This is a genomic window from Affinibrenneria salicis (assembly GCF_008710095.1).
Map to the genome: position 1 here is coordinate 173859 of NZ_VYKJ01000008.1, position 24878 is coordinate 198736.

The following is a 24878-nucleotide window of genomic DNA, read 5'->3' on the forward strand; positions in this document are numbered from 1 at the left end:
GAAGCCGAAGCCGAAGCCGAAGCCGAAGCCGAAGCCGAAGCCGAAGCCGAAGCCGAAGCCGAAGCCGAAGCCGAAGCCGAAGCCGAAGCCGAAGCCGAAGCCGAAGCCGAAGCCGAAGCCGAAGCCGGGCCTGGCGTCGTGGCGGCTCAGGAGCAGGAGCGGCCGACCAAAGAGGGCTTCTTCGCCCGACTGAAGCGCAGCCTGGTCAAAACCCGGCAGAATCTGGGTTCCGGATTTGTCGGATTGTTTCGCGGCAAGAAAATCGATGACGATCTGTTTGAAGAGCTGGAAGAACAGCTGCTGATCGCCGATGTCGGGGTCGAGACGACCCGCAAGATTATCGCCAGCCTGACAGATCACGTCAGCCGCAAGCAGCTCCGGGATGCCGAAGCGCTGTACGGCAAGTTGAAAGAGGAAATGGCGGAGATTCTGGCCAGAGTGGATGAGCCGCTCAACATTGAGGGCAAGAGTCCGTATGTGATCCTGATGGTCGGGGTCAATGGCGTGGGCAAAACCACCACCATCGGCAAGCTGGCGCGTCAGTTCCAGGCGCAGGGTAAATCCGTGATGCTGGCGGCCGGCGACACCTTCCGCGCGGCGGCGGTCGAACAGCTGCAGGTATGGGGCCAGCGCAATAATGTGCCGGTGGTGGCTCAGCATACCGGCGCGGATTCGGCCTCGGTGATTTTTGATGCCCTGCAGGCGGCGAAGGCGCGCGGCGTGGATGTGCTGATTGCGGACACCGCCGGGCGTTTGCAGAACAAAGCGCATCTGATGGAAGAACTGAAGAAAATTGTGCGGGTGATGCACAAGCTGGATGACGCGGCGCCGCATGAAGTGATGCTGACGCTGGACGCCAGTACCGGGCAGAACGCAGTCAGCCAGGCGCGCCTGTTTAATGAAGCGGTCGGGCTTACCGGCATCAGCCTGACCAAACTCGACGGCACCGCGAAGGGCGGGGTGATTTTCGCTATTGCCGATCAGTTTGGCATACCCATCCGCTATATTGGTGTTGGCGAAGGTATCGAAGACTTACGGCCATTTAAGGCTGCAGATTTTATTGAGGCACTATTTGCCCGAGAGGATTAATCGGATGATTCGCTTTGAACAGGTCAGTAAAGCTTATCTGGGCGGGCGTCAGGCTTTGCAGGGCGTCGATTTTCATCTGCGCCCGGCGGAAATGGCATTCCTGACTGGCCATTCCGGCGCGGGGAAAAGTACGCTGCTGAAGCTGATTTGTGGCATTGAGCGCCCGAGCGCCGGCAACATTCTGTTTGGCGGCCACAATATCAGCCGTCTGAAAAAGCGTGAGGTTCCGTTTCTGCGCCGCCAGATTGGCATGATTTTCCAGGATCACCACCTGCTGATGGACCGCACCGTGTACGATAACGTCGCCATGCCGCTGATTATCGCCGGCGCCAGCAGCGAGGATATTCGGCGCCGCGTATCTGCCGCGCTGGATAAGGTGGGCCTGCTGGACAAAGCGAAAAATTTCCCCATTCAGCTGTCGGGCGGCGAGCAACAGCGGGTGGGCATCGCCCGCGCGGTGGTGAATAAACCGTCCGTTCTGCTGGCGGATGAGCCGACCGGCAACCTGGACGATGCGTTATCGGAAGGTATTTTGCGTTTATTTGAGGAATTTAACCGGGTGGGCGTGACCGTGCTGATGGCGACTCATGATACCGGGCTGATTGCCCGCCGCAGTTACCGCATTCTGACGCTGAATCAGGGGCGCATGGCGCGGGGGCATCATCATGGCGAATAAAAAAGCGCGCGTCGAAAAGAGCAAGGCGCTGCGCGGCGGCTGGCGCGAACAGTGGCGCTATGCCTGGACCAACGCGCTGGACGATATCGTACGTCAGCCGCTGGCTACTCTGCTGACGATTATGGTCATTGCGATTTCGCTGACGCTGCCCAGCGTGTGTTACATGGTGTGGAAGAATGTCAGTCAGGCGGCGGAACAGTGGTATCCCACGCCGCAGCTTACCGTCTACCTGGATAAATCGCTGGATGATGGCGCCGCGGAAGGCGTGATTAAGCAGATCCAGGCCGAAGCCGGGGTGGAAAAGGTCAATTATCTGTCGCGCAATGAGGCGATGGGGGAATTCCGCAACTGGTCCGGCTTTGGCGGCGCGCTGGATATGCTGGAGGAAAATCCGCTGCCGGCGGTGGCGATTGTTACGCCAAAGCTGGATTTTCAGAGTCAGCAGACGTTAACCACGCTGCGCGACCGGGTCGCGGCGCTGTCCGGCGTGGATGAAGTGCGCATGGACGATAGCTGGTTCGCCCGGCTGGTGGCGCTGACCGGTCTGGTCGGCCAGATCGCGGCTATGATTGGCATCCTGATGATCGTGGCCGTCTTCCTGGTGATCGGCAACAGCGTGCGGCTGAATATCTTTAGCCGGCGCGAAACCATTAACGTAATGAAACTGATCGGCGCGACGGACGGCTTTATTCTGCGACCGTTTCTGAACGGCGGCGCGGCGCTCGGACTGGGGGGCGCGGTGCTGTCTCTGGTGCTGTCGCAGGCGCTGGTATGGAAACTGGAATCGGTCGTGGCGCAGGTCGCCGCCGTGTTCGGCACCACCTTCCGGGTGCAGGGACTCAGCTGGGATGAAGCGCTGCTGCTGCTGTTGATTTCGGCCATGATTGGCTGGCTGGCCGCGTGGCTGGCGACGGTTCAACATTTACGCCGTTTTACACCACAATAGCGTTTTTTTGCTATAATCTTCCCTTGTGCTTAAGTGATTTTCGCAGGGGAACGCGCCCTTGCGGCGGGCGCCCAGACGGGAGGTTCTTTTGGCTTCTGTTATCTCCGTCCGGCGCGTTTTTTTCGCGTTTCGCGCGGCTGAAAAAACGGGAACCTGTGGCGTAAATCACGGTCTTAATCCACAGAAACGTTATTTATTTTTGTGTTGTCGTTCTGTTGCAAACCGGCCGGAGCGTGCTAGTGTTGGCAGGTATTGCGGCAAGGGCGTACCGCACAAACGAACATGATAAGAGGGGTTGAATGACCAAAGATATGCAAACTTTCACCTTAGTTCCCCAGGGCAGTCTGGAAGGGTACATTCGTGCCGCCAATGCCTATCCGATGCTGACGGCAGAGGAAGAGCGGGCGCTGGCTGAACGGCTGCATTACGAGGGCGATCTGGAGGCCGCTAAGCAGCTGATCCTGTCGCACCTGCGCTTTGTCGTTCATGTGGCCCGTAACTATGCAGGCTATGGCCTGCCGCAGGCGGATCTGATTCAGGAAGGCAATATCGGCCTGATGAAAGCGGTGCGTCGTTTTAACCCGGAAGTCGGTGTGCGTCTGGTGTCGTTTGCCGTGCACTGGATTAAAGCGGAAATTCACGAATACGTGCTGCGTAACTGGCGTATTGTTAAGGTCGCGACCACTAAGGCGCAGCGTAAGCTGTTCTTTAATCTGCGTAAAAACAAGCAGCGTCTGGGCTGGTTTAGCCAGGATGAAGTTGAGCTGGTGGCGCGTGAGCTGGGCGTGACCAGCAAAGACGTGCGCGAAATGGAATCGCGCATGGCCGCGCAGGATATGACCTTCGACCCCACGCCGGAAGACGAAGGGCACGATGGTCAGGCAATGGCGCCGATGCTTTACCTGCAGGATAAATCCTCCGACTTCGCCGACGGCATTGAAGAGGACAACTGGGATAGCCACGCGGCAGATAAGCTGACCTATGCGCTGGAAGGTCTGGATGAACGCAGCCAGCACATTATCCGCGCGCGCTGGCTGGATGATGACAATAAATCCACCCTGCAGGAGCTGGCCGATCGCTACGGCGTTTCCGCCGAACGCGTGCGCCAGCTGGAAAAGAACGCGATGAAAAAGCTGCGAGCGGCGATTGAAGCGTAATCCAACGCGTTAATGCAGGATGATGAAACGGCCGGGCTTGTCCCGGCCGTGTTGTATCTGCTGTTTCTGAGCGGTCGTTTTTGTTGAGGCGTTTGCCGCCCGCCGCGATGGCCTGATTTACTCCCCTTCATGTCCGTCATTCATCCCCGCGAGCGGCGCGTCGACCGCCGCTGCCGCGACGCTGAACCCTACCGACGCGCGTAAAGGCGCGGCGGCCGGAAAATCCGCGGCACAAACCGCCGCCGATTTTCCGGCCGCCGGACCAGGCTGGTCAACATTTTATGCTGATGCGATATTTTTCCGGATCGCGGCGATTCTGTCCGCCGGGCCCAATCGGGGAAGCAATGATGGGCGGTATTTCGTGACGACGGTAACGTAACAGAAGAATATTGTAGCGATTTTGTGTTTAAAAGGTTGTATAACTTTTCCCATAGCGAAAGTACGGAATATTTTTTGTCGTCGCTATCTTTCGAATAACCCTCCATTTTTTTGCCGTAAAAGCAGCATAAGCTGCTGGCCTGATGCGGAAAAACCCCTGTTAAATACCAGAGTTTTATTCTGTTTACATCGCTTATTTCTGTCTGTATAAGTTGATTTACAGAATAAAATTCCTGTTTAATAATATGAAAAATAAAGCCTTATTATTATTTGTGCAGGATAATCTAGCTAACTTGTTATTCCATATGGAAAAAAACCGAATAGCGCGCGTCAGAAACGGTCGCTGACGCGTTAATCATCACCAACAGGATAAGCCGAATGAAATTAAGTAAAGGTAAATTGCTGCTGATTGGCGGTATGGCGATGGCGTTGAGTCACGCGGCGACAGCGGAAGATATTAAAGTGGCCGTGGTGGGCGCGATGTCCGGGCCGGTTGCGCAGTACGGCGATATGGAGTTTATCGGCGCGCGTCAGGCGATTGCGGATATTAACGCGAAAGGCGGCGTGAACGGCAACAAGCTGGTCGGCGTGGAATATGACGATGCGTGCGACCCGAAACAGGCGGTGGCCGTGGCGAACAAAGTAATCAGCGACGGCATCCGCTATGTTATTGGCCATCTGTGCTCCTCTTCCACCCAGCCCGCCTCCGATATCTATGAAGACGAAGGCGTAATCATGATCACTCCGGCGGCGACTAACGCCGATCTGACCACGCGCGGTTATGAACTGATTCTGCGCACTACCGGTCTGGACTCCGATCAGGGACCGACGGCGGCGCACTACATTCTCGGCGCCATCAAACCGCAGCGTATTGCCGTGGTGCATGACCGTCAGCAATATGGCGAAGGTCTGGCCCGCTCGGTACAGGACAACCTGAAAAAAGCCGGCAGTAACGTGGTGCTGTTTGAGGGCGTGACCGCGGGAGATAAGGACTTTTCTACCCTGGTAGCCCGGCTGAAAAAAGAGAACGTCGACTTTGTTTATTTCGGCGGTTATTACCCGGAGATGGGGCAGATCCTGCGCCAGGCGCGTCAGTCCGGTCTGAATGCGAAATTTATGGGGCCGGAAGGCGTGGGTAACTCCTCTCTGTCCAACATCGCCGGCGCCGCGTCGGAAGGCATGCTGGTCACCCTGCCGAAACGCTACGATCAGGTCGCGGCCAACCAGCCGATCGTTGACGCGTTGAAAGCGAAGAAATTGGATCCGAGCGGACCGTTCGTGTGGACCACCTACGCCGCGCTGCAGTCGCTGACCACCGCTATGACGCGCAGCGGCAGCATGGATCCGGCCGAACTGGCGAAAGATCTGAAGGCGAAGCCGGTGGAAACGGTGATGGGGCCGTTGAGCTGGGATGAGAAGGGCGACCTGAAAGGGTTCGAGTTTGGCGTATTCGAATGGCACGCTAACGGCTCCTCCAGCGCGGTTCAGTAATTCACTTCATTACTCCTGAATATCTATGCCTCCGTCGCCAGCAGGCCGCGGAGGCAGAATCAAAGGTCATTGTATGTCCGAGCAGTTCCTCTACTTCGTTCAGCAAATGTTCAACGGTCTGACGTTGGGCAGCACCTATGCGCTGATCGCGATTGGCTACACCATGGTTTACGGCATCATCGGCATGATTAACTTCGCCCATGGCGAGGTCTATATGATTGGCAGCTATGTCTCTTTTATCGTGATTGCTGCGCTGATGATGATGGGTATCGATGCCGGCTGGTTATTGATCGGCGTAGCGTTTATCGCCGCCGTGCTGATTTCCAGCGCCTATGGCTGGAGCATCGAACGCGTCGCCTATCGCCCGGTGCGTCATTCTAAACGTTTGATCGCGCTGATTTCCGCCATCGGCATGTCTATTTTCCTGCAGAACTATGTCAGCCTGAATCAGGGCTCGCGCGATCTGGCGTTGCCCAGCCTGATCGGCGGGCAGTGGATCTTGGGCGAAAGCAACGGCTTCGCCGCCACCCTCAGTATGATGCAGCTCACCATCTGGATTGTCACCGTGCTGGCGATGCTGGGCCTGACGCTGTTTATCCGCTATTCCCGTATGGGCCGCGCCTGCCGTGCCTGCGCCGAAGATTTGAAAATGGCCAGCCTGTTGGGCATCAGCACCGATCGGGTCATCTCGCTGACCTTCGTCATCGGCGCGATCATGGCGGCGGTGGCCGGCGTGCTGCTGGGCCAGTTTTACGGCGTTATCAATCCCTATATCGGTTTTATGGCCGGGATGAAGGCCTTTACCGCGGCGGTGTTGGGTGGGATCGGCAGTATCCCCGGCGCGATGATCGGCGGTCTGATTCTGGGCGTGGCCGAAGCGATGACCTCCGCTTATTTGAGCACCGAATACAAAGATGTGGTGTCTTTTGCCCTGCTGATTGTCGTGCTGCTGGTTATGCCGACCGGCATCCTGGGTCGCCCGGAGGTTGAGAAGGTATGAAACAGCTCAATCTGCTCAACGCGGTTATTTCCGCCGCCATGCTGCTGGTGTTGTCGGCATTCATGATGGGCATGCAGCTTAATCTGGACGGCACGCGGCTGGTGGTTCAGGGCGCGGCGCAAGTTCGCTGGTACTGGATCGGCGTCGGCTGCGCGGTGGTGTTTTTCTTCCAGTTGCTGCGGCCGTTCTTCCAGCAGGGGATGCGAAAATTTTCCGCGCCGTCCCTGGTGCTGCCGGGTTTCGACGGCAGTACGCCGAAACAGAAACTGCTGGCGGCGGCGCTGATTGTGGCCGCCATCGCCTGGCCGTTTTTGGTATCGCGCGGGACGGTGGATATCGCCACCCTGACCCTGATCTATGTGATGCTGGGGCTCGGCCTGAACGTGGTGGTCGGGCTGTCCGGCCTGCTGGTGCTGGGCTACGGCGGTTTTTATGCCATCGGGGCTTACACCTACGCTCTGCTTAATCATTATTACGGACTGGGCTTCTGGCAGTGTCTGCCGCTGGCCGGTCTGACGACGGCGCTGTCCGGTTTTCTGCTTGGCTTCCCGGTGCTGCGGCTGCGCGGCGACTATCTGGCGATCGTGACGCTGGGGTTCGGCGAGATCGTGCGTATTTTGCTGCTCAATAATACCGAAATCACCGGCGGACCCAACGGCATCAGCCAGATTCCTAAACCGACCCTGTTCGGTCTGGAATTCAACCGCAGCGTGCGCGACGGCGGCTGGGATACCTTCCACCACTTTTTCGGCATGAAATATGACCCGGGCGATCGCATCATCTTTCTGTACATGGTGTCGGTGCTGTTGGTCATTGTGACGCTGTTCGTGATTAACCGGCTGCTGCGCATGCCGCTCGGCCGCGCCTGGGAGGCGCTGCGCGAAGACGAAATCGCCTGTCGTTCTCTGGGGTTAAGCCCGACCAAAATCAAACTGACGGCCTTCACCATTAGCGCGGCTTTCGCCGGTTTCGCCGGAACGCTGTTCGCCTCGCGCCAGGGTTTCGTCAGCCCGGAATCTTTTACCTTTGTCGAGTCGGCCTTTGTGCTGGCGATCGTGGTGCTGGGCGGTATGGGGTCGCAGTTCGCGGTTATTCTGGCGGCGGTGCTGCTGGTGGTGTCGCGCGAGATGATGCGCGATCTGAATGAGTACAGCATGCTGCTGCTGGGCGCGCTGATGGTGCTGATGATGATTTGGCGACCGCAGGGATTGCTGCCGATGCAGCGCGTGCAGATGAAGATGAACGCGGTGGATAAGGGGGAACAGGCATGAACAGGCAACCCTTATTATCGGTCAACGGCTTGACCATGCGCTTCGGCGGCCTGCTGGCGGTAAACAATGTGGCGCTGGATCTCTACGCCGGCGAAATCGTTTCGCTGATCGGTCCGAACGGCGCGGGTAAAACCACGGTGTTCAACTGCCTGACCGGCTTCTATCGCCCGACCAGCGGCACCATCCAGCTGCGCGACGCGCATCTGGAAAAATTGTCCGGCCAGCAGATAGCCCGCATGGGCGTGGTGCGGACCTTCCAGCACGTGCGCCTGTTCCGCGAAATGACGGTGATCGAAAACCTGTTGGTGGCGCAGCATCAGCACCTGAAAAGCGGCGTCTTCGCCGGTTTGCTGAAAACGCCCGCCTTTCGCCGGGCGGAAGCGGATGCGCTGGAGCGTGCGGCGCTATGGCTGGAGCGCACCGGACTGCTGGAATTCGCCAACCGTCAGGCGGGCAACCTGGCCTATGGTCAGCAGCGGCGGCTGGAGATCGCCCGCTGTATGGTGACGCGTCCCGAACTGCTGATGCTGGATGAACCCGCCGCGGGCCTCAACCCGAAAGAAACCGATGAGCTCAATCATCTGATCGTTGAACTGCGCGGTCAGCACAAGGTTTCTGTGCTGTTGATTGAGCACGATATGAAACTGGTGATGGGGATTTCCGATCGTATCTATGTGGTGAACCAGGGAACGCCGCTGGCGCAGGGCACGCCGGCTGAAATTCGTAATAACCCGGATGTGATCCGTGCGTATTTGGGTGAAGGATAACGTTATGCTGTCATTAAACCAGGTTTCTGCCCATTACGGCAAGATTCAGGCGCTGCATCAGGTCAGCCTGCATATTAATCAGGGCGAGATCGTTACCCTGATCGGCGCCAACGGGGCCGGAAAAACCACGCTGCTGGGCACGCTGTGCGGCGAACCGCGCGCCACGGAAGGCTCGATTATTTTCGACGGTCGGGAAATCAGCGACTGGCCGACCGCGCGCATCATGAGGGAAGCTATCGCGATTGTGCCGGAAGGTCGTCGGGTCTTCTCCCGCATGACGGTGGAAGAGAACCTCGCCATGGGCGGCTTTTTCGCCGAACGCCAGCAGTATCAGCAGCGCATTGAGCGGGTTTACGAACTGTTTCCTCGCCTGTATGAACGGCGGGCTCAGCGCTCCGGCACCATGTCCGGCGGCGAACAGCAAATGCTGGCCATTGGCCGCGCGCTGATGAGCCAGCCGCGTTTGCTGCTGCTGGATGAGCCTTCGCTGGGGCTGGCGCCGATCATTATCCTGCAGATTTTCGATACTATCGCGCAGCTGCGCGAAGAGGGCATGACGATCTTCCTGGTCGAGCAAAACGCCAATCAGGCGCTGAAGCTGGCCGATCGCGGTTATGTGCTGGAAAATGGTCATATCGTGCTGGAGGATACCGGCGAGGCGCTGCTGGCCAATGAGGCGGTGCGTTCCGCTTATCTGGGCGGGTAACGGCAACGGCCGGCCAGGCCGGGAAAGAAGCGGAGCCTGGTCAGCCAGGCTCCGCGCAGGCGATGTTTACCGGACAGCCGCGTTGTCGTCCGGCGTCAGGCAATTATCCGTTCAGAAAGACTCCCAGTCTTGTTGACGTTTGCCGGATGCGCCGCCCGAAGGCAACGTGAGCGGCTGCGCCAGGCGTGAGGCCGGCGCGCCGGCGTCGCTCCTGGGGGCTTCACTCCGGGGCTCGCCGTCGTGCAAACGGAAGGCGCCCATCAGCTCCACCAGACGGCGCGCCTGATCGCTCAGGCTATCCGCCGCGGTGGCCGACTGTTCCACCAGCGCGGCGTTCTGCTGCGTGACCTCATCCAGCTGATTCACCGCGTCGTTCACCTGAGAAATGCCCTGCGACTGTTCATCGGTGGTTACGCCGATTTCGCGCAGCAGATCGGCAACGCGACGGACCTGGCCGACGATTTCATCCATGGTGCTGCCGGCTTCGTTAACCTGATGTGAACCGGTCTCCACTTTCTCCACGCTCTCGCCAATCAGCTCTTTGATTTCTTTGGCGGCGGAAGCGGAGCGCTGCGCCAGCGAACGCACCTCGCCGGCCACGACGGCGAAGCCGCGCCCCTGTTCGCCGGCGCGCGCGGCTTCCACCGCGGCGTTGAGCGCCAGGATATTGGTCTGGAAGGCGATGCCGTCGATAACGCCGATGATATCGCCGATTTTGCGTGAGCTGCTGGTGATCTCTTCCATGGTGTGCACCACGTTGTTGACCACGTCGCCGCCTTTGGTGGCGGTATCGCTGGCCGAGTTAGCCAACTGCGAGGCAGCGCGCACGCTGTCGGCATTCTGCCGGATGGTGGTGCTCATCTGCTCCATTGAGGCGGCGGTCTGCTGCAGGTTGGAGGCCTGTTCTTCCGTCCTCTGGCTGAGATCGGCGTTGCCCATGGCGATCTGATTCGCTCCGGTGGCGATGGATTCGCTGCTCTGGTGCACCTGCGTCACCATATCGCGCAAACTGTCGCGCATGGCGCTCATAGCCGACAGTACGCTGCTGGTGTCGCCGCGGCGCAATGCTACCGGCACGGCCAGATTGCCCTGCGCCACGTAGCGGGCGATTTCGGCCGCGTAGCTGGGTTCGCCGCCCAACTGAGACTTAACGCGGCGGGTAATCCCCCAGGCGACCAGCGCGCCGAGCAGCGCGGCGCAGGCCGCGATAATCAGCATCAGGATCCCGGCCGAGCCGGCCCGGTTTACCGAGGCGTTGGCCGTTTCCACGGTCAGCGTTTCCTGCAGCGCCACCATATCATCCAGCGCTTTGAATACTTCATCCTGGGCCTGGCGCAGATCGCCGAACAACATGTGGCGCGCTTCATTGTTCTGCCCGCTCTGACCGTAGGCGATGGTTTTCAGCAGGATGTTGTTGTAGGGGATTCGCATCCGAACCAGCTTTTCCGTGCGCGCCTGCGCTTCGGGCGAGACGGTGCCTGCCTGGATTTTGCTTAACAATTGGGTATTTTGCTGCAGCAACGCTTCAATCTTCTGTTTTTCCGTTTCCATGGCGGCGGGATCATCCAGCAAAAGCAGATCGCGGATCGCGCGGGCGACGGTGTTCACATTATCTTTCACTTCCTGCATCATCAACAGGTTGTTGATACGGACTTTGGATAAAAGCTGAATGTCATCGCCCAGATGGGTCAACTGTACGCGACCAAACGCCGCGACGAGAAAACCAATCAAAATCAGTAATGCGAAACCCGAACCGAGCATCGTTCCCAGCTTCATGTTCTTAAACATATTCATCGTTTTTCCTGGCGTTAATTGACACCCGGCTAACGGCATAATCGGGTGTTCTCTATGGTGATTGCTTTATTTAATCCAGATGAATTAAGGCCGGGATTGATGGAGAAGAGTGCGCCGCAGCCGAAAGCAATTACCGACGGTTCACGCTTTATCCCCTGTTGAGGGGGCTCATTAAGGGAGGTAAATGACGTGGCGATTAGTATAGGAGGGGAGGTGAACAATCTATTGTCAGATAAGTAGGCAAAACAGGTCGGATAACAGGCTATTAATAGAATGCATGGATCAGTTATTCATATTTAAGTGGTAAATCCTATCATTTGGAAATAAAGCCGGCGTACGCCTCGCCAGGCGCGTGCCGGCCAGCGGAGCCCGATGCGCAGTCGGACCCCGCGCGATCGGTCAGATCGCCAGCCAGACGGCCCAGGTGATCAGGAATCCGCATAGCCCTGCCAGCGTGGTCAGCACGGTCCAGGTTTTTAATCCGTCCGCGACCGACAGCCCGAGGTATTTGGTCACAATCCAGAAGCCCGAATCGTTAACGTGCGACAGCCCCAGACCGCCGAAGCAGGCCGACAGCGTCACCAGCACCAGCTGAATGTTATTCAACCCGCTAACCGCATCGGTCAGCAGCCCGCAGGTGGTCAGAATGGCCACGGTCGCCGATCCCTGCGAGGCGCGCAGCGCCAGCGACAGGATGAAGGCCGCCGGGATCAGCGGCAGATGGATGGTGGTCAGCGTTTCGGCCAGCGCCTTGCCGATACCTGACTCCACCAGCACTTTGCCGAAGACGCCGCCTGCGCCCGTGACCATGATGACCATGGCGGCGGCCGGCATGGCGTCGCCCATCACGCCGCTGGCTTTTTCCAGCGTCCAGCCGCGGCGTAAGGCAATCAGCCAGAAGGCCAGCGCCAGGGCAAGCAGCAGCGCGACCGCCGGCGAGCCGACCAGCGACATGACTTCACGCACGCTGTGGCCGGCGGGCAGCACGGTAGCCGAGACGGTGCCGAGCATAATGACGGCGATCGGGATGACGATCAGCGCGGCGATCAGACCGGCGGAAGGAGCGGACGAGGACGACCCGGTATTCGCCGTATCCTCTGGTTTCGCCATCTGCAGTTGTTCCAGCACCTCCACCGACAGCGCATACTGGCGGCGGTTAAGCATTTTAGCGACCCAGTAAGCAAAGATGCCGACCGGGATACAAATGACCAGACCTATCATCGTCAGCCAGCCGATATCGGCATTCAGTAAACCGGCGGCGGCGACCGGTCCCGGGTGAGGCGGCAGCGCGACGTGCACGGTGAGCATTACGCCGGCGACCGGCAGACCAAATTTGATGGGCGAGACGTTGGCGACTTTGGCGAAGCCATAAATAATCGGCGCCAGAATAATAAAGCCGACGTCGAAGAAAACGGGAATCCCGAGGATAAAAGCGGCGATCGTCAGCGCCGCGATCATCAGGCGCGGCCCCATCAGGCGGGTAAAGCTGCGGGCCAGCGACTCCGCGCCGCCGGAGATTTCGATCATCCTGCCCAGCATGGCGCCCACGCCGATAATAATAGTCACGGAGCCGAGAATTCCGCCCATGCCCGAGGTTACGACCTTCATGATCTCGCCGGTAGGAATACCGGTCGCCAGCGCCACCAGCAGGCTGACAATCAACAGGGCAATAAACGGCTGGACTTTCATTTTAATCACCAGCCACAGCAGCAATAAAACGCCGGCTATCGCGATGCTCAGGAGCAGAGGTGTTGTCATTATTTCATCCTCAGAGCGAGAAAAGATTATTTATCAATAAGCTGGTTGTCGGTTATGCGAGTCCGCAGGCTTTATCTTTATGTTTTTTAAAGTAAAGCCGGCCATAGCCCCGTTGGCCGGGGCTATGGGATGTGTTGCAGGTTAATCGCGTGAACGGGGCGCGCCGCGGTTAGCGGCGCGCGTTCAGCCAGGGCTGTAGCCAGCCCAGCCCCTCCAGCGTGTCGCCGCGGGGGTTATACTCGCAGCCAATCCAGCCGCTGTAATTCACCCGATCCAGCTCATCGAACAGAAATGGATAGTTAATCTCGCCTTCATCCGGTTCATGGCGAGCCGGAACCGAGGCAATCTGTATATGACCATAGCGGCCGCGCAGGTCGTGGATAAGCCGGGTCAGATTGCCATCCACGATTTGCGCGTGAAAAAAGTCGAGCTGAACATAGACGTTGGGCCGATCGATCAGGTTAGCCAGTTCCAGCGCCTGGTGCTGGCTGGCGAACAGATAGCCGGGCTTTACGCCGGGGCTGAGCGCTTCGATCATGATATTGACGTTGTGCGGGGCGAACAGTTGCGCGGCATAGCGCAGGTTATCGATAAACGTCCGCTGATAGTCGGCGCGGTCGGCGCCGGCCGGCACCACGCCCGCCATGATATGCACCGACGGGCAATCCAGCGCCAGCGCATACTCCAGCGCCTGGCGGATATCGCGCCGCGCCTCCTCTTCTCGGCCGGGCAGAGCGGTTAAGCCCCACTCGCCGGCCGGCACATCGCCCGGCGCGCTATTAAACAGCACCTGGGACAGACCATGCAGGCGCAGTTTTTCCGCCAGCTCCTGCGCCGGATATTCATAGGGGAACAGATACTCCACCGCCTGAAAGCCGGCTTGCGCCGCGGCCTGGAAGCGATCGAGGAACGGCAGTTCGGTAAACATCATGGATAAATTCGCTGCAAATTTAGGCATCGTTAGCTCCGTAATTCAGCAATTTCTTCCGCGGTCAGGTAACGGATTTTCCGATCGCCGAGGATAAACATCAGGCGGGCGGTTTCTTCCAGCTCTTCCATATTGTCCGCCGCCGCGCGCAGATCTTTACCGACTACCACCGGACCGTGATTGGCCAGCAAGAAGGCGTTATAACGAGGCGCCAGCTTAGCCAGATCTTCGCCCAGCCGCTTATCGCCGGGGCGATAGTAGGGGACGACCGGCACCTCGCCGACGCGCATGACCACATAGGGGGTAAAGGGCTTGATGGCGTTGCGGGTATCCAGCCCTTCAAGACAGGAAAGCGCGGTGAGCCAGGCGCAGTGCAGGTGTACAACCGCCCGGCACTGAGGATTATTGTGATAGAGCGCCAGATGGAAGCTGACTTCCTTCGATGGCTTATCGCCTGAAATCCATTCGCCCTTCAGGTTGACCTTAGCCAGGCGTTCCGCCTCCAGTTCGCCGAGGCAGGAACCGGTAGGCGTCGCCAGCAGCGTGCCATCGTCCAGCAGCATCGACAAATTGCCGGCCGAACCGGTGGCGTAGCCGCGCTGAAAAAAAGACGCCCCCAGGCGGACCATGTCTTCCCGTGCTTTCTGTTCACTCATTAAACAAACTCCTGTTGTGCCCGGGCGAAGAAGTTTTCATCGCCGAAATTGCCGGACTTTAACGCCAGCGATAGCGGATGGTCGATCGATCGCACCCAGGGCACGCCGGGCGAGATGGTCGGACCGATATGAAAGGCGCGAATCCCCAGCGTCTGCACCACAATGCTGGAGGTTTCGCCGCCGGCGATGATAAAGCGCTGGAAACCGGCGTCCTGCAGGTGCCGCGCCACGGCGGCGAACAGCTGTTCGACCGCCTGGCTGCTGGCCTCCGCGCCCCATTTTTGCTGGATCTGACGCAGCGTTTCCGGCTCCGAGGTGGCATAGATCATCGGCGCCAGCGTGCCCTGACTCTGGCTTTCCACCCACTGGCGCAGGGCGCGGGCGTACTCCGCCAGCGCCTCGTCTCCCGCCATGCAGCGTTCGACATCGATGGCCTGGCCCGGCGCCTGTTGGCGGTAGCGCGCCACCTGTTTATTGGTCATAACCGAACAGGAGCCGGACAGCACGACGGCGGGTCCGCCACGCGGCGCGCCCGCGGCCTGCGCGGTCCGTGGCGGCCGGCCCTGCGACAGCTGGCGGGCCAATCCGATGGCCAGCCCGGAGCCGCCGGTCACCAGTTTCATATCGCGCACGGCTTCTCCCTGGGTGAGCAGATGCTGTTCGTGCAGGGTATCCAGCACCGCGTAGCGTACGCCGTCCCGGCGCAGGGCGTTGAGCTGACGTTTTACCGCTTCGGCGCCCTGATCCATGATCGCCGCCGGGATCAGACCGCTGCGTCCCTGCGCCTGTTGCTCCATCACCCGCAGCAGGTTGCTGTCGGTCATCGGGGTGACGGGATGGTGGCGCATACCGGACTCCGACAGCAACTGGTCCATAACAAACAGATAGCCCTGATAGACGGTGCGCCCGTTGACCGGCAGCGCTGGCGAGATCACGGTTTGCGTTTCGCCCAGCGCCGCCAGCAGCGCGTCGGTCACCGGGCCGATATTGCCCTGCGCCGTGCTGTCGAAGGTGGAGCAGTATTTGAAATAGAACTGGCGACACGAGCGCCGTTTCAGCCACTCCAGCGCGTTGAGCGCGTCGGCCACCGCCTGCGGCGCCGGGCAGGAACGCGATTTCAGGCTAATGACCACCGCTTCGGCTTCGACCTGATAGTCGGCCGGCGGCACGCCGTTGAGCTGAACGGTGGACAGGCCGTTCTCCACCAGAAAGCTGGCGATGTCGGTGGCGCCGGTAAAGTCGTCCGCAATGACTCCGAGTCGCATCATGCGTCCCCCCGTTTTTCCGGCAGGGTGATGCCGCTGAAAATCTTGATTACCGCGCTGTCGTCTTCGCGGCCGAATCCGGCGTTGCTGGCGGCGGTAAACATGTTAAAAGCGGTGGAAGCCAGCGGCAGCGGGAAGTGCAGCGATTTTGCGGTGTCGGTGACCAGACCGAGATCTTTGACGAAGATATCCACGGCCGATTTTGGCGCATAGTCGCCGTCGACTACGTGACGCATGCGGTTTTCAAACATCCAGGAATTGCCGGCGGCGTGGGTGACCACGTCATACATGGTGTCCAGCGGAATACCGGCTCGCGCGGCCAGCGCCATGGCTTCCGCTCCCGCCGCAATGTGCACCCCGGCCAGTAACTGATGGATGATTTTCACCGTGGCGCCCAGGCCTATTTCGCTGCCGATGCGGTAAACCTTGCCCGCCACGGCATCCAGCACGGCCTGTAATTTTTCGAATGCTTCATCCGGGCCCGAGGCCATCACGGTCATATCGCCCGCCGCCGCTTTAACCGCGCCGCCGGAAACCGGCGCGTCCAGCATCACTAATTGGTGAGCCAGCAACTGGCGTTCGATCGCTTTCGCATCCTGCGCCGAGATGGTGGAAGAGACCATGACCGCGGTGCCGGGGCGCAAACGGTCGGCTAGTCCGTCTTCGCCGAACAGGATGCTGTTGACCTGCGCGGCGTTAACCACCAGCAGCAGTACGGCTTCCAGCCGGTCGGCAAAATCGTGCGCGCGCGCCGCCGCCTGGACAGCGCCAGCCTGGCGCAGTTTCTCCAGCGCCTGTGGATTAAGATCGACGCCGTAGGTGTCCAGCCCGGCTTTCAGGCAGGACAAGGCGGCGCCCAGCCCCATGGAACCGAGGCCGATGACCGCGACAGAACGTGCTTGAGGGTGAGGCATAGCGTTCTCCTTGTTAATTTTAGTGATTATTTGTTTTGTTGTGTTAAATATACGCCAGGTATCGCGTCTCTCCGGTGACTATTGTCACATAAATTAACATTAAGGCGTCGCTATCGTTACGCTGAGTGCCGGCCACTCATGTACATCGGTCGGTCAGGTGAGTTTAGTTATTTGTTTATAAAAGAGATTAATGCGGTAAGTAAATGCGTATTGCCGATAGACAGTGAAGAGATTACGTGAAAATATGATAACTATGTGCTTATTTAGCGCACTGCGTCACATTATTTATCATCAATGGAACGAACGGGAGGGCAGGGTGATACCGGTTGAACGCCATCAACAAATTCTGGCGCTGGTTGCCGAACGCGGCGTCGTCAGCATCAGCGAACTGACCGAACGGCTGGGAGTGTCGCATATGACCATCCGGCGCGATATTCAGAAACTGGAACAGCAGGGGAACCTGCTCTCGGTGTCCGGCGGCGTGCGCTCGCCGGAGCGGCTGGCGACTGAACCGTCCCATCAGGACAAGTCGACGATGTTCAGCCAGCAGAAAGCGGCGATTGGTCAACTGGCCGCTCAGCAGATCCCGCGCGATAGCTGTATCTATCTGGATGCCGGCACCACCACGCTGGCGCTGGCGCACCAACTGACGGCGCGCGACGATCTGCTGGTGGTGACCAACGATTTTGTCATCGCCGCTTTTTTGATCGAGTCCAGCCAGTGCCGCATGATCCACACCGGCGGCACGCTGTGCCGGGAGAACCGCTCCTGCGTGGGGGAATCCGCCGCCGCCGCCCTGCGCAGTCTGTATATCGATCTGGCGTTTATTTCCGCCTCGTCGTGGAATCTGCGCGGATTATCCACGCCCAACGAAGATAAGGTGGCGGTAAAGCGCGCAGTGACCGAGGCCAGCCACCGGCGCATTCTGCTCAGCGACAGTTCGAAATACGGCCGCATCGCCACCTGGCTGGCGGCGCCGCTGAACGTGTTCGACACCATCATTACGGACGAGGGATTGCCGGCGGCGGCGAAAGACGCGCTGGCGAGAACGGGGATCGAACTGCATATTGCCCGCTGATACGGACCGCGGCGTGACCGTGCCGTTCGCGGCGTCACGACAAATAACAAGATTCCGTGCGCGATAACGCCACGGCCGGCGCGCCCTTCGTTTAACGCGTAACCGGCGCGGCGGGCTGAACGATAACGCCTGCCGCCAGCATTACTGATTACATTGATACTGCTGATTCGGGTCGCGTTTAAGACTGGTTTCCGTCAGCCATTGTTTGGTGAAGTCATCGGCCGGCAGCAATTCATCGCCGTTTTGCGCGACCTTCAGCTTAAATGCACCGTTTGAATAAAGAGTGATGATCCTTTCGTTATCTTTTCCTTCAATGACATAGGCCGCCCGGATACCGCTAAACGAGGCTTTCCCCGCCGGGCAAAAGGCGAGTTCTTTGGCTAATGACGTTTTATCCTGATTAACGAATGTCCCTTCCAGCCATTGCGGCTCACTTGCCATCAGCTGAGATGACAGACCCAGACTTAGCGCGATGGCTAAACATTTACCGAACGATTGCATTATTTCCCCTTTTCTATGCGTTAATTACTTGCCAAAGCACCCCGACGGCCGATGCCGGACGGCGCGCTTTATATTGCCGGCTTCCCGTATCGCCAGGCAACAATTAAGTAATGCTGTCATTTTTATGTCATTTTTTGGTTATTTCTCTGTCATGTCGTCGTGCCATGTTACTTCCCGAATAGCAACGCGTCTGCGAGTGCAGACGTATTCATCGGGTTCAGGAGACTGGCATGTTGAATCGTTCAATTGGTAAAACGGCGCTGTGCGCGGCGCTGGCGCTTGGATGCAGCGTACAGGCGCAGGCGGTGACGGAAATCCCATTCTGGCATTCCATGGAGGGGGAACTGGGTAAAACGGTCGATTCGCTGGCGCAGCGTTTTAACCAATCGAACAGCGACGTTAAAGTGGTGCCGGTCTACAAAGGCAACTATGAACAGAGTCTGGCGGCCGGCATTGCCGCTTACCGCTCAGGCAAAGCGCCGGCGATTTTACAGGTCTATGAAGTCGGCACCGCCACTATGATGGCCAGCAAGGCGATCAAACCGGTCTGGCAGGTCTTTGCCGATGCCGGTATTCCTTTCGATGAGTCGATCTTCGTTCCCACCGTTTCCGGTTATTACACCGATGCCAAGAGCGGGCACCTGTTGTCCCAGCCCTTCAACAGCTCCACCCCGGTGCTGTATTACAACAAGGATGCGTTTAAGAAGGCGGGTCTGGATCCCGAGCAGCCGCCGGCAACCTGGCAACAACTGGCCGAATACAGCGCGAAGCTGCGCGCCGCCGGCATGACGTGCGGTTACGCCAGCGGCTGGCAGGGCTGGATCCAGCTGGAAAACTTCAGCGCCTGGCATGCGCTGCCGTTCGCCACGAAGAATAACGGCTTCGACGGCACGGATGCGGTGCTGGAATTCAATAAACCGACGCAGGTGAAACATATTCAGCTGCTGGCCGACATGAATAAGAAAGGGGATTTCACCTATTTCGGCCGCAAGGATGAATCGACCGCCAAATTCTATAACGGCGACTGCGCCATCACGACCGCCTCTTCCGGTTCGCTGGCCGATATCCGCCAGTACGCCAAATTCAACTTCGGCGTCGGCATGATACCTTACGATGCGGACGTAAAAGACGCGCCGCAGAACGCCAGTATCGGCGGCGCCAGCCTGTGGGTGATGGGCGGCAAGGACGAGGCCATCTACAAAGGCGTGGCGCAATTTATGCAGTTCCTCTCGCGACCGGAAATCGCCGCCGAGTGGCATCAGAAAACCGGCTATCTGCCGATCACCAGCGCCGCTTATGATCTGACCCGCCAACAGGGCTTTTATGACAAAAACCCCGGCACGGATATCGCCATTCGTCAGATGCTGAATAAGCCGCCGCTGCCCTACACCAAAGGCCTGCGTCTCGGCAATATGTTGCAGATCCGCACAGTGGTGGATGAGGAACTGGAAGGCGTCTGGTCCGGCAAGAAAACGCCGCAACAGGCGCTGGATCAGGCGGTTGCCCGCGGCAACGCCCTGCTGCGCCGCTTCGAGCAGTCTGTTCGCTAACCCTCTGCGGGCCGGAGGGATCCGGCCCGTCTTGTCGGACGATTTCACGCATGACCCCTTCACACACTGTCTTTCACAACCGCTGGCTGCCCTGGCTGCTGGTGTTGCCGCAGGTGTTGATTACGCTTATTTTCTTCATCTGGCCGGCGGGCGCCGCCCTGTGGTACTCGGTACAGAGCGTCGACCCCTTCGGTTTGTCCAGCCAGTTTGTCGGTCTGGTCAATTTCGTTCAGCTTTTTCATGATGAGTATTACCTCGCCTCATTTTCCACCACGCTGATTTTCAGTTTTCTGGTGGCAGGCTGCGGCCTGTTAATTTCTTTGTTTCTGGCGGCGCTGGTGGACTATGTCCTGCGCTTTAGCCGCCTGTATCAGACGCTGCTGATCCTGCCCTACGCGGTGGCGCCGGCGGTGGCCGCCGTGCTGTGGATGTTTTTATTCAGCCCGGGCATGGGGCTGATCAGCCATTTCCTGGTGCGGCTGGGTTATAACTGGAACCACGCGCAGCACAGCGGACAGGCGATGTTTCTGGTGGTTCTGGCTGCGGTCTGGCAGCAGGTCAGCTATAACTTTCTGTTTTTTCTGGCGGCGCTGCAGTCTATTCCCCGCTCGCTGATCGAAGCGGCGGCGATCGACGGCGCCGGTCCGGTGCGTCGTTTCTTCAACCTGGTCTTGCCGCTGATTTCGCCGGTGAGCTTTTTCCTGCTGGTGGTTAATCTGGTGTACGCCTTTTTCGACACCTTTCCGATTATCGACGCGGCGACGGCCGGCGGGCCGGTGCAATCCACGACCACGCTGATCTACAAGATTTACCGCGAAGGGTTCGCCGGTCTGGATCTGGCCAGTTCGGCCGCTCAGTCGGTCGTGCTGATGCTGCTGGTGATCGGTCTTACCGTGATTCAGTTCCGCTTTGTTGAACGCAAGGTACGCTATCAATGATTGAGAATCGTCGCGGGCTGGATATTTTCAGCCATCTGATGCTGCTGGCGGGCGTACTGACGGTGTTGTTCCCCTTGTACGTCGCCTTTGTGGCCGCCACGCTGGACGACCAGCAGATCTTCCAGGTGCCGATGACGCTGATCCCCGGCGGTCATCTGTGGGACAACCTGAGCACCATCTGGCGGCACGGGATGGGAAGAAACAGCGCACCGTTCAGCCTGATGCTGCTCAACAGTTTCATTATGGCGTTGACCATCACCGTCGGTAAGATTGGCGTTTCGCTGCTTTCCGCCTACGCCATCGTTTATTTCCGTTTTCCGCTGCGCAATCTGGTGTTCTGGCTGATCTTCCTGACGCTGATGCTGCCGGTGGAGGTGCGTATCTTTCCGACGGTAGACGTGATCGCCCGGCTCGATATGCTGGACAGCTACTCCGGGTTGACTCTGCCGTTGATGGCGTCGGCCACGGCCACCTTTCTGTTCCGGCAGTTTTTTATGACCCTGCCGGCGGAACTGCTGGAGGCGGCGCGTATCGACGGTGCCGGCCCCATCCGTTTTCTGCGCGATATTCTGCTGCCGCTTTCGAAGACCAATCTGGCGGCGCTGTTCGTGATTACCTTTATCTATGGCTGGAACCAGTATTTGTGGCCGCTGTTGATTATCAACGACGTCGATCTCGGCACCGCGGTGGCGGGTATTCGCGGCATGATCGTCAGCAGCGAGGGCACCACGATGTGGAATCAGGTGATGGCCGCCATGTTGATGACCATGCTGCCGCCGCTGCTGGTCGTTTTGTTGATGCAGCGCTGGTTCGTACGCGGCCTGGTGGAAAGTGAGAAATAAATTATGGCAGGGCTAAAATTTCAGGCCGTCACCAAATCCTATGACGGTAAACAGCGCATTATTCAGCCGTTCGATCTGGATATCGCGGACGGCGAATTCGTGGTGATGGTCGGGCCGTCCGGCTGCGGCAAATCGACGCTGTTGCGTATGGTTGCCGGACTTGAACGGGTGACCAGCGGCGATATTTATATTGATGACCGGCGCGTGACCAATCTGGAACCGAAAGATCGCGGCATCGCCATGGTGTTCCAGAACTATGCGCTTTATCCCCACATGAGCGTATACGATAATATGGCCTACGGGCTGAAGCTCCGTGGTTTCGGTAAGGCGCAGATCCGCAAGCAGGTGGAAGAGGTAGCGCAAATTCTCGAACTGGGCGCGCTGCTGCAGCGCAAACCGCGCGAACTGTCCGGCGGCCAGCGCCAGCGTGTCGCGATGGGACGCGCCATCGTGCGCGAACCGGCGGTATTCCTGTTCGACGAGCCGTTATCCAATCTGGACGCCAGGCTGCGCGTCCAGATGCGGCTAGAACTGCAGCAACTGCACCGCCGGCTGAATACCACCAGCCTGTATGTGACGCACGATCAGGTGGAAGCCATGACGCTGGCCCAGCGGGTGATAGTGATGAACAAGGGCGTGGCCGAACAGATCGGCGAGCCGGCGCAAATCTATCAGCGCCCGGCCTCGCTGTTCGTCGCCAGCTTTATTGGCTCGCCGGCGATGAACCTGTGGCCGGGCAGGCTTGACGCCAGCGGCCGCACGCTAATACTGAACGACCAGTTATCGCTGCCGCTGCCCGCGGCAAAACCGCAATGGGGCGGACGCGACGTGACGCTGGGCATCCGGCCGGAACATATTGTCACCACGACCGATCCGCAGGCCGGACCGACGCTGGTCGTGGATACGCTCGAGCTGCTGGGCGCCGATAATCTGGCGCACGGACGCTGGGGGCGGCACAATGTGATTGTGCGCCTGTCGCATGAGCACTGTCCGGCGATAGGTTCGGTTTTGGGACTGCATCTGCCCGCCGGAGCGTGGCACTTTTTTGATTCGCAGAGCGGATTACGGATGGAATGATGATGACTCGCTGGCCTTACCCGGCCATCGTCGCGCACCGCGGCGGCGGCGCGCTGGCGCCGGAAAACACGCTGGCCGCCATTGATACCGGGGCGCGTTACGGCCATAAAATGATTGAGTTCGACGTTAAGCTATCGCGCGACGGGCAGCTTTTTCTGCTGCATGACGACACCCTTGAGCGCACCAGCAACGGTCGCGGTATTGCCGGCGATCTGCCGTGGAGCCAGCTGGCCACGCTGGACGCCGGCAGTTGGTTCGGCGAGCCGTTTCGCGGCGAACCGCTGGCGCGACTGGAGCAGGTGGCCGCGCGCTGCGCGCGCTATGGCATGGCGGCCAATATCGAAATTAAGCCGACCACCGGCGCGGAGAGCGTGACGGGCACGGCGACCGCGCTGGCGGCGCGCGCGCTGTGGCAGGGGCGGCCGGTGGCGCCGCTGCTTTCGTCGTTTTCGGTCGACGCGCTGGCCGCGGCGCAGCAGGCGGTTCCCGCGCTGCCGCGCGGGTTGTTGCTGGACGCATGGCGCGCCGACTGGCAGCCGTTGACTCAGGCGCTGGGCTGCGTGTCGCTCCATCTGAACCACCGTCTGCTGAACGCCGAACGGGTGGCGCAGCTGAAGGCGGCCGGGCTGCGCATTTTGGTGTACACCGTCAATCAACCTGAGCGGGCGCGCACATTACTGACATGGGGCGTTGACTGTATCTGCACCGACCGGATAGATTTAATCGGGGCGGATTTTGCGGCCGGCTGAGATGCGCCCGTAAGCTGATTATGGCGTGGTGCCGGTTTATTAAGGACATGCGATGCCCGCCTTTGTGCTTTCGCTCTGGCACCAGATCCTGTTGTCATCACCGCTGTTTATTTTGATTATCCTCGGCTACTGCCTGATTCGTTACGGCAAGTGGCCGACGGCCATGACTGACGCCCTGACGCGCTTTGTCTTTTCGCTGGCGCTGCCCGCCATGCTGTTTCGCATGATGTGTGATTTTTCCCGCCGTCCGGCGGTGGATGCCCGTTTGCTGATCGCCTTTTTCGGCAGCTGTCTGATCGTTTTTATTCTGGGGCGGCTAATGGCGCGCAAGCTTTTTCAGCTTGACGACGTATCCGGCTCGGTATTCGCGCTGGGCGGCATTTTCTCGAACAATGTGATGCTCGGCCTGCCGATCGCCACCATGATGCTGGGACCGGCGTCGCTCCCCTCCGTGGCGCTGATCGTGGTGTTTAACGGCCTGATTCTGTGGACGCTGGTGACGGTGTCGGTAGAGTGGGCGCGCAACGGCAGCCTGTCGCTGAACGGCTTTACCCGCACGGCGCTCGGCGTGCTGAAAAATCCGCTGATTATCGGCATTCTTTCCGGGACGGCGTTCAGCTTTACCGGGTTGACGCTGCCGACCTTTGTCGACCAGCCGATCAATATGCTGGGGCAAATCGCCGTACCGCTATCGCTGGTGGCGCTCGGCATGGGACTGGCGGAATACCGTATTCGCGACGGCTGGCGCATCAGCTGCGCCATCTGCGCGATGAAGCTGCTGGTGCAGCCGCTGGTGGTATGGCTGCTGGCGGTGGCGCTCGGCCTGCCCGAAATGGAGACCCGGGCGGTGGTTCTGCTCGGTTCAATGGCGGTTGGAGTTAATATTTACCTGATGTCGCGCCAGTTCAGCGTGCTGGGCGGGCCGATCGCCGCCAGCCTGGTGATGTCGACCGCGCTGGCGGCGATTACCACGCCGCTGATCCTGACGCTGATGGGCGTGCGGATCTAACGCCGCATGCCGCCGACGCGCTCTGCGCTACTGGCGCGGCGTTGTCGTTTGATTCTGCTGCGAGCGCTGTAGATCGCGCTGTAACTGCGACTGTAATTGTTGTTGCTGCTGGCGTTGCGTGTTCTGCATCTGCTGGTTCAGACTCTGTTTCTGGATCTGCTGATTCTGCTGCATTTTTTGCTGTAGCTGTTTCTGGCTGCTGATGCCGTTTTCAAACTGCTGCTGCTGCGTGGGGGCCGGCGTGGTGCCGGCCTGAACCGTCCCTGCCAGCAGCGCGCTCAGTCCCAGCATTAACCCGATCGAATATTTCATGCTCTCTCTCCCGACGTTTATTTAAG

At 59.1% G+C, this 24878-nt stretch carries 24 protein-coding genes; 16 read left to right on the top strand and 8 right to left on the bottom strand.

The window, feature by feature from the left end; all coding sequences use genetic code 11:
• From ftsY to livF, 9 genes are all read left to right on the top strand, one after another.
• The coding region (ftsY, locus tag FJU30_RS16240; protein ID WP_223881615.1) for a signal recognition particle-docking protein FtsY at window positions 1-1089 on the top strand (1089 nt) is incomplete at its 5' end.
• Window positions 1090-1093: 4 nt separating this feature from the next.
• A complete protein-coding gene (gene ftsE, locus FJU30_RS16245; RefSeq protein WP_150436026.1) occupies window positions 1094-1765 on the top strand; it encodes a cell division ATP-binding protein FtsE in 672 nt (223 codons plus the stop codon).
• On the top strand, window positions 1755-2711 hold the full coding sequence (gene ftsX / locus FJU30_RS16250; RefSeq protein WP_150436027.1) for a permease-like cell division protein FtsX: 957 nt from the start codon (window positions 1755-1757) through the stop codon (window positions 2709-2711). The genes ftsE and ftsX overlap by 11 nt, the downstream gene beginning before the upstream one ends.
• Window positions 2712-3010: 299 nt before the next feature.
• On the top strand, window positions 3011-3868 hold the full coding sequence (rpoH, locus tag FJU30_RS16255; RefSeq protein WP_150436028.1) for an RNA polymerase sigma factor RpoH: 858 nt from the start codon (window positions 3011-3013) through the stop codon (window positions 3866-3868).
• Window positions 3869-4624: 756 nt separating this feature from the next.
• Complete coding sequence (locus FJU30_RS16260; protein WP_150436029.1) at window positions 4625-5737, top strand: branched-chain amino acid ABC transporter substrate-binding protein; 1113 nt, start codon at window positions 4625-4627, stop codon at window positions 5735-5737.
• A gap of 73 nt (window positions 5738-5810) precedes the next feature.
• Entirely contained in the window at window positions 5811-6737 is a 927-nt protein-coding gene (gene livH / locus FJU30_RS16265; RefSeq protein ID WP_150436030.1) for a high-affinity branched-chain amino acid ABC transporter permease LivH, read from the top strand.
• Entirely contained in the window at window positions 6734-8008 is a 1275-nt protein-coding gene (locus FJU30_RS16270; protein ID WP_150436031.1) for a high-affinity branched-chain amino acid ABC transporter permease LivM, read from the top strand. Before livH ends, FJU30_RS16270 begins: the two co-directional genes overlap by 4 nt.
• Window positions 8005-8775, top strand: coding sequence for a high-affinity branched-chain amino acid ABC transporter ATP-binding protein LivG (livG, locus tag FJU30_RS16275; RefSeq protein WP_150436032.1), 771 nt, complete (start codon window positions 8005-8007; stop codon window positions 8773-8775). Before FJU30_RS16270 ends, livG begins: the two co-directional genes overlap by 4 nt.
• A 4-nt stretch (window positions 8776-8779) precedes the next feature.
• The gene (livF, locus tag FJU30_RS16280) at window positions 8780-9481 is read left to right on the top strand and encodes a high-affinity branched-chain amino acid ABC transporter ATP-binding protein LivF (protein WP_150436033.1); all 702 of its coding nucleotides are present in this window, start codon (window positions 8780-8782) and stop codon (window positions 9479-9481) included.
• A gap of 111 nt (window positions 9482-9592) precedes the next feature.
• On the opposite strand, the gene FJU30_RS16285 is transcribed toward livF, so the two are convergent.
• From FJU30_RS16285 to ltnD, 6 genes are all read right to left on the bottom strand, one after another.
• Window positions 9593-11275 (bottom strand): methyl-accepting chemotaxis protein, encoded by a 1683-nt coding sequence (locus tag FJU30_RS16285; RefSeq protein ID WP_150436034.1) that lies wholly within the window; start codon window positions 11273-11275, stop codon window positions 9593-9595.
• 399 nt (window positions 11276-11674) lie between these two features.
• A complete protein-coding gene (locus FJU30_RS16290) occupies window positions 11675-13033 on the bottom strand; it encodes a GntP family transporter (protein ID WP_150436035.1) in 1359 nt (452 codons plus the stop codon).
• A 169-nt stretch (window positions 13034-13202) separates the two neighbouring features.
• Entirely contained in the window at window positions 13203-13991 is a 789-nt protein-coding gene (gene otnI / locus FJU30_RS16295) for a 2-oxo-tetronate isomerase (RefSeq protein WP_150436036.1), read from the bottom strand.
• A 2-nt stretch (window positions 13992-13993) separates the two neighbouring features.
• Window positions 13994-14617, bottom strand: a complete 624-nt coding sequence (otnC, locus tag FJU30_RS16300) for a 3-oxo-tetronate 4-phosphate decarboxylase (RefSeq protein WP_150436037.1) — start codon at window positions 14615-14617, stop codon at window positions 13994-13996.
• Window positions 14617-15885, bottom strand: a complete 1269-nt coding sequence (otnK, locus tag FJU30_RS16305; RefSeq protein WP_150436038.1) for a 3-oxo-tetronate kinase — start codon at window positions 15883-15885, stop codon at window positions 14617-14619. Before otnK ends, otnC begins: the two co-directional genes overlap by 1 nt.
• A complete protein-coding gene (gene ltnD, locus FJU30_RS16310) occupies window positions 15882-16796 on the bottom strand; it encodes an L-threonate dehydrogenase (protein WP_150436039.1) in 915 nt (304 codons plus the stop codon). The genes otnK and ltnD overlap by 4 nt, the downstream gene beginning before the upstream one ends.
• A 316-nt stretch (window positions 16797-17112) precedes the next feature.
• Between ltnD and ygbI the strand changes: the two genes are divergently transcribed.
• Window positions 17113-17874: a DNA-binding transcriptional repressor YgbI gene (ygbI, locus tag FJU30_RS16315; protein WP_150436040.1), complete on the top strand. Its 762-nt coding sequence runs from the start codon at window positions 17113-17115 to the stop codon at window positions 17872-17874.
• Between the two features lie 141 nt (window positions 17875-18015).
• Here ygbI and FJU30_RS16320 read toward each other — a convergent pair whose 3' ends face one another.
• Complete coding sequence (locus FJU30_RS16320) at window positions 18016-18375, bottom strand: hypothetical protein (protein WP_150436041.1); 360 nt, start codon at window positions 18373-18375, stop codon at window positions 18016-18018.
• A gap of 230 nt (window positions 18376-18605) precedes the next feature.
• On the opposite strand from FJU30_RS16320, the gene ugpB reads away from it, so the two are divergent.
• From ugpB to FJU30_RS16350, 6 genes are read left to right on the top strand one after another with little or no spacing between them, the layout of a single operon-like run.
• On the top strand, window positions 18606-19925 hold the full coding sequence (gene ugpB / locus FJU30_RS16325; protein ID WP_150436042.1) for a sn-glycerol-3-phosphate ABC transporter substrate-binding protein UgpB: 1320 nt from the start codon (window positions 18606-18608) through the stop codon (window positions 19923-19925).
• Window positions 19926-19975: 50 nt separating this feature from the next.
• Complete coding sequence (gene ugpA / locus FJU30_RS16330) at window positions 19976-20863, top strand: sn-glycerol-3-phosphate ABC transporter permease UgpA (protein ID WP_150436043.1); 888 nt, start codon at window positions 19976-19978, stop codon at window positions 20861-20863.
• Window positions 20860-21705, top strand: a complete 846-nt coding sequence (gene ugpE, locus FJU30_RS16335; protein WP_150436044.1) for a sn-glycerol-3-phosphate ABC transporter permease UgpE — start codon at window positions 20860-20862, stop codon at window positions 21703-21705. The genes ugpA and ugpE overlap by 4 nt, the downstream gene beginning before the upstream one ends.
• A gap of 3 nt (window positions 21706-21708) precedes the next feature.
• The gene (locus FJU30_RS16340; protein ID WP_150436045.1) at window positions 21709-22782 is read left to right on the top strand and encodes a sn-glycerol-3-phosphate import ATP-binding protein UgpC; all 1074 of its coding nucleotides are present in this window, start codon (window positions 21709-21711) and stop codon (window positions 22780-22782) included.
• Window positions 22782-23531, top strand: a complete 750-nt coding sequence (gene ugpQ / locus FJU30_RS16345; RefSeq protein WP_150436095.1) for a glycerophosphodiester phosphodiesterase — start codon at window positions 22782-22784, stop codon at window positions 23529-23531. The genes FJU30_RS16340 and ugpQ overlap by 1 nt, the downstream gene beginning before the upstream one ends.
• Before the next feature lie 52 nt (window positions 23532-23583).
• The gene (locus FJU30_RS16350) at window positions 23584-24540 is read left to right on the top strand and encodes an AEC family transporter (RefSeq protein WP_150436046.1); all 957 of its coding nucleotides are present in this window, start codon (window positions 23584-23586) and stop codon (window positions 24538-24540) included.
• 27 nt (window positions 24541-24567) lie between these two features.
• On the opposite strand, the gene FJU30_RS16355 is transcribed toward FJU30_RS16350, so the two are convergent.
• On the bottom strand, window positions 24568-24852 hold the full coding sequence (locus FJU30_RS16355; protein ID WP_191091631.1) for a DUF2756 domain-containing protein: 285 nt from the start codon (window positions 24850-24852) through the stop codon (window positions 24568-24570).
• Window positions 24853-24878: the final 26 nt, after the last annotated feature.

Bases quoted from the DNA above. Each gene is read 5' to 3' on its own strand.
- ftsE (WP_150436026.1), top strand. From the start codon at position 1,094: ATGATTCGCTTTGAACAGGTCAGTAAAGCTTATCTGGGCGGGCGTCAG.
- FJU30_RS16285 (WP_150436034.1), bottom strand. From the start codon at position 11,275: ATGAATATGTTTAAGAACATGAAGCTGGGAACGATGCTCGGTTCGGGT.
- FJU30_RS16290 (WP_150436035.1), bottom strand. From the start codon at position 13,033: ATGACAACACCTCTGCTCCTGAGCATCGCGATAGCCGGCGTTTTATTG.
- otnC (WP_150436037.1), bottom strand. From the start codon at position 14,617: ATGAGTGAACAGAAAGCACGGGAAGACATGGTCCGCCTGGGGGCGTCT.
- livH (WP_150436030.1), top strand. From the start codon at position 5,811: ATGTCCGAGCAGTTCCTCTACTTCGTTCAGCAAATGTTCAACGGTCTG.
- ugpA (WP_150436043.1), top strand. From the start codon at position 19,976: ATGACCCCTTCACACACTGTCTTTCACAACCGCTGGCTGCCCTGGCTG.
- FJU30_RS16350 (WP_150436046.1), top strand. From the start codon at position 23,584: ATGCCCGCCTTTGTGCTTTCGCTCTGGCACCAGATCCTGTTGTCATCA.
- FJU30_RS16260 (WP_150436029.1), top strand. From the start codon at position 4,625: ATGAAATTAAGTAAAGGTAAATTGCTGCTGATTGGCGGTATGGCGATG.
- otnI (WP_150436036.1), bottom strand. From the start codon at position 13,991: ATGCCTAAATTTGCAGCGAATTTATCCATGATGTTTACCGAACTGCCG.
- otnK (WP_150436038.1), bottom strand. From the start codon at position 15,885: ATGATGCGACTCGGAGTCATTGCGGACGACTTTACCGGCGCCACCGAC.
- FJU30_RS16270 (WP_150436031.1), top strand. From the start codon at position 6,734: ATGAAACAGCTCAATCTGCTCAACGCGGTTATTTCCGCCGCCATGCTG.
- rpoH (WP_150436028.1), top strand. From the start codon at position 3,011: ATGACCAAAGATATGCAAACTTTCACCTTAGTTCCCCAGGGCAGTCTG.
- ugpQ (WP_150436095.1), top strand. From the start codon at position 22,782: ATGATGACTCGCTGGCCTTACCCGGCCATCGTCGCGCACCGCGGCGGC.
- ugpE (WP_150436044.1), top strand. From the start codon at position 20,860: ATGATTGAGAATCGTCGCGGGCTGGATATTTTCAGCCATCTGATGCTG.
- FJU30_RS16355 (WP_191091631.1), bottom strand. From the start codon at position 24,852: ATGAAATATTCGATCGGGTTAATGCTGGGACTGAGCGCGCTGCTGGCA.
- ftsX (WP_150436027.1), top strand. From the start codon at position 1,755: ATGGCGAATAAAAAAGCGCGCGTCGAAAAGAGCAAGGCGCTGCGCGGC.
- livF (WP_150436033.1), top strand. From the start codon at position 8,780: ATGCTGTCATTAAACCAGGTTTCTGCCCATTACGGCAAGATTCAGGCG.
- livG (WP_150436032.1), top strand. From the start codon at position 8,005: ATGAACAGGCAACCCTTATTATCGGTCAACGGCTTGACCATGCGCTTC.
- ltnD (WP_150436039.1), bottom strand. From the start codon at position 16,796: ATGCCTCACCCTCAAGCACGTTCTGTCGCGGTCATCGGCCTCGGTTCC.
- ugpB (WP_150436042.1), top strand. From the start codon at position 18,606: ATGTTGAATCGTTCAATTGGTAAAACGGCGCTGTGCGCGGCGCTGGCG.
- FJU30_RS16320 (WP_150436041.1), bottom strand. From the start codon at position 18,375: ATGCAATCGTTCGGTAAATGTTTAGCCATCGCGCTAAGTCTGGGTCTG.
- FJU30_RS16340 (WP_150436045.1), top strand. From the start codon at position 21,709: ATGGCAGGGCTAAAATTTCAGGCCGTCACCAAATCCTATGACGGTAAA.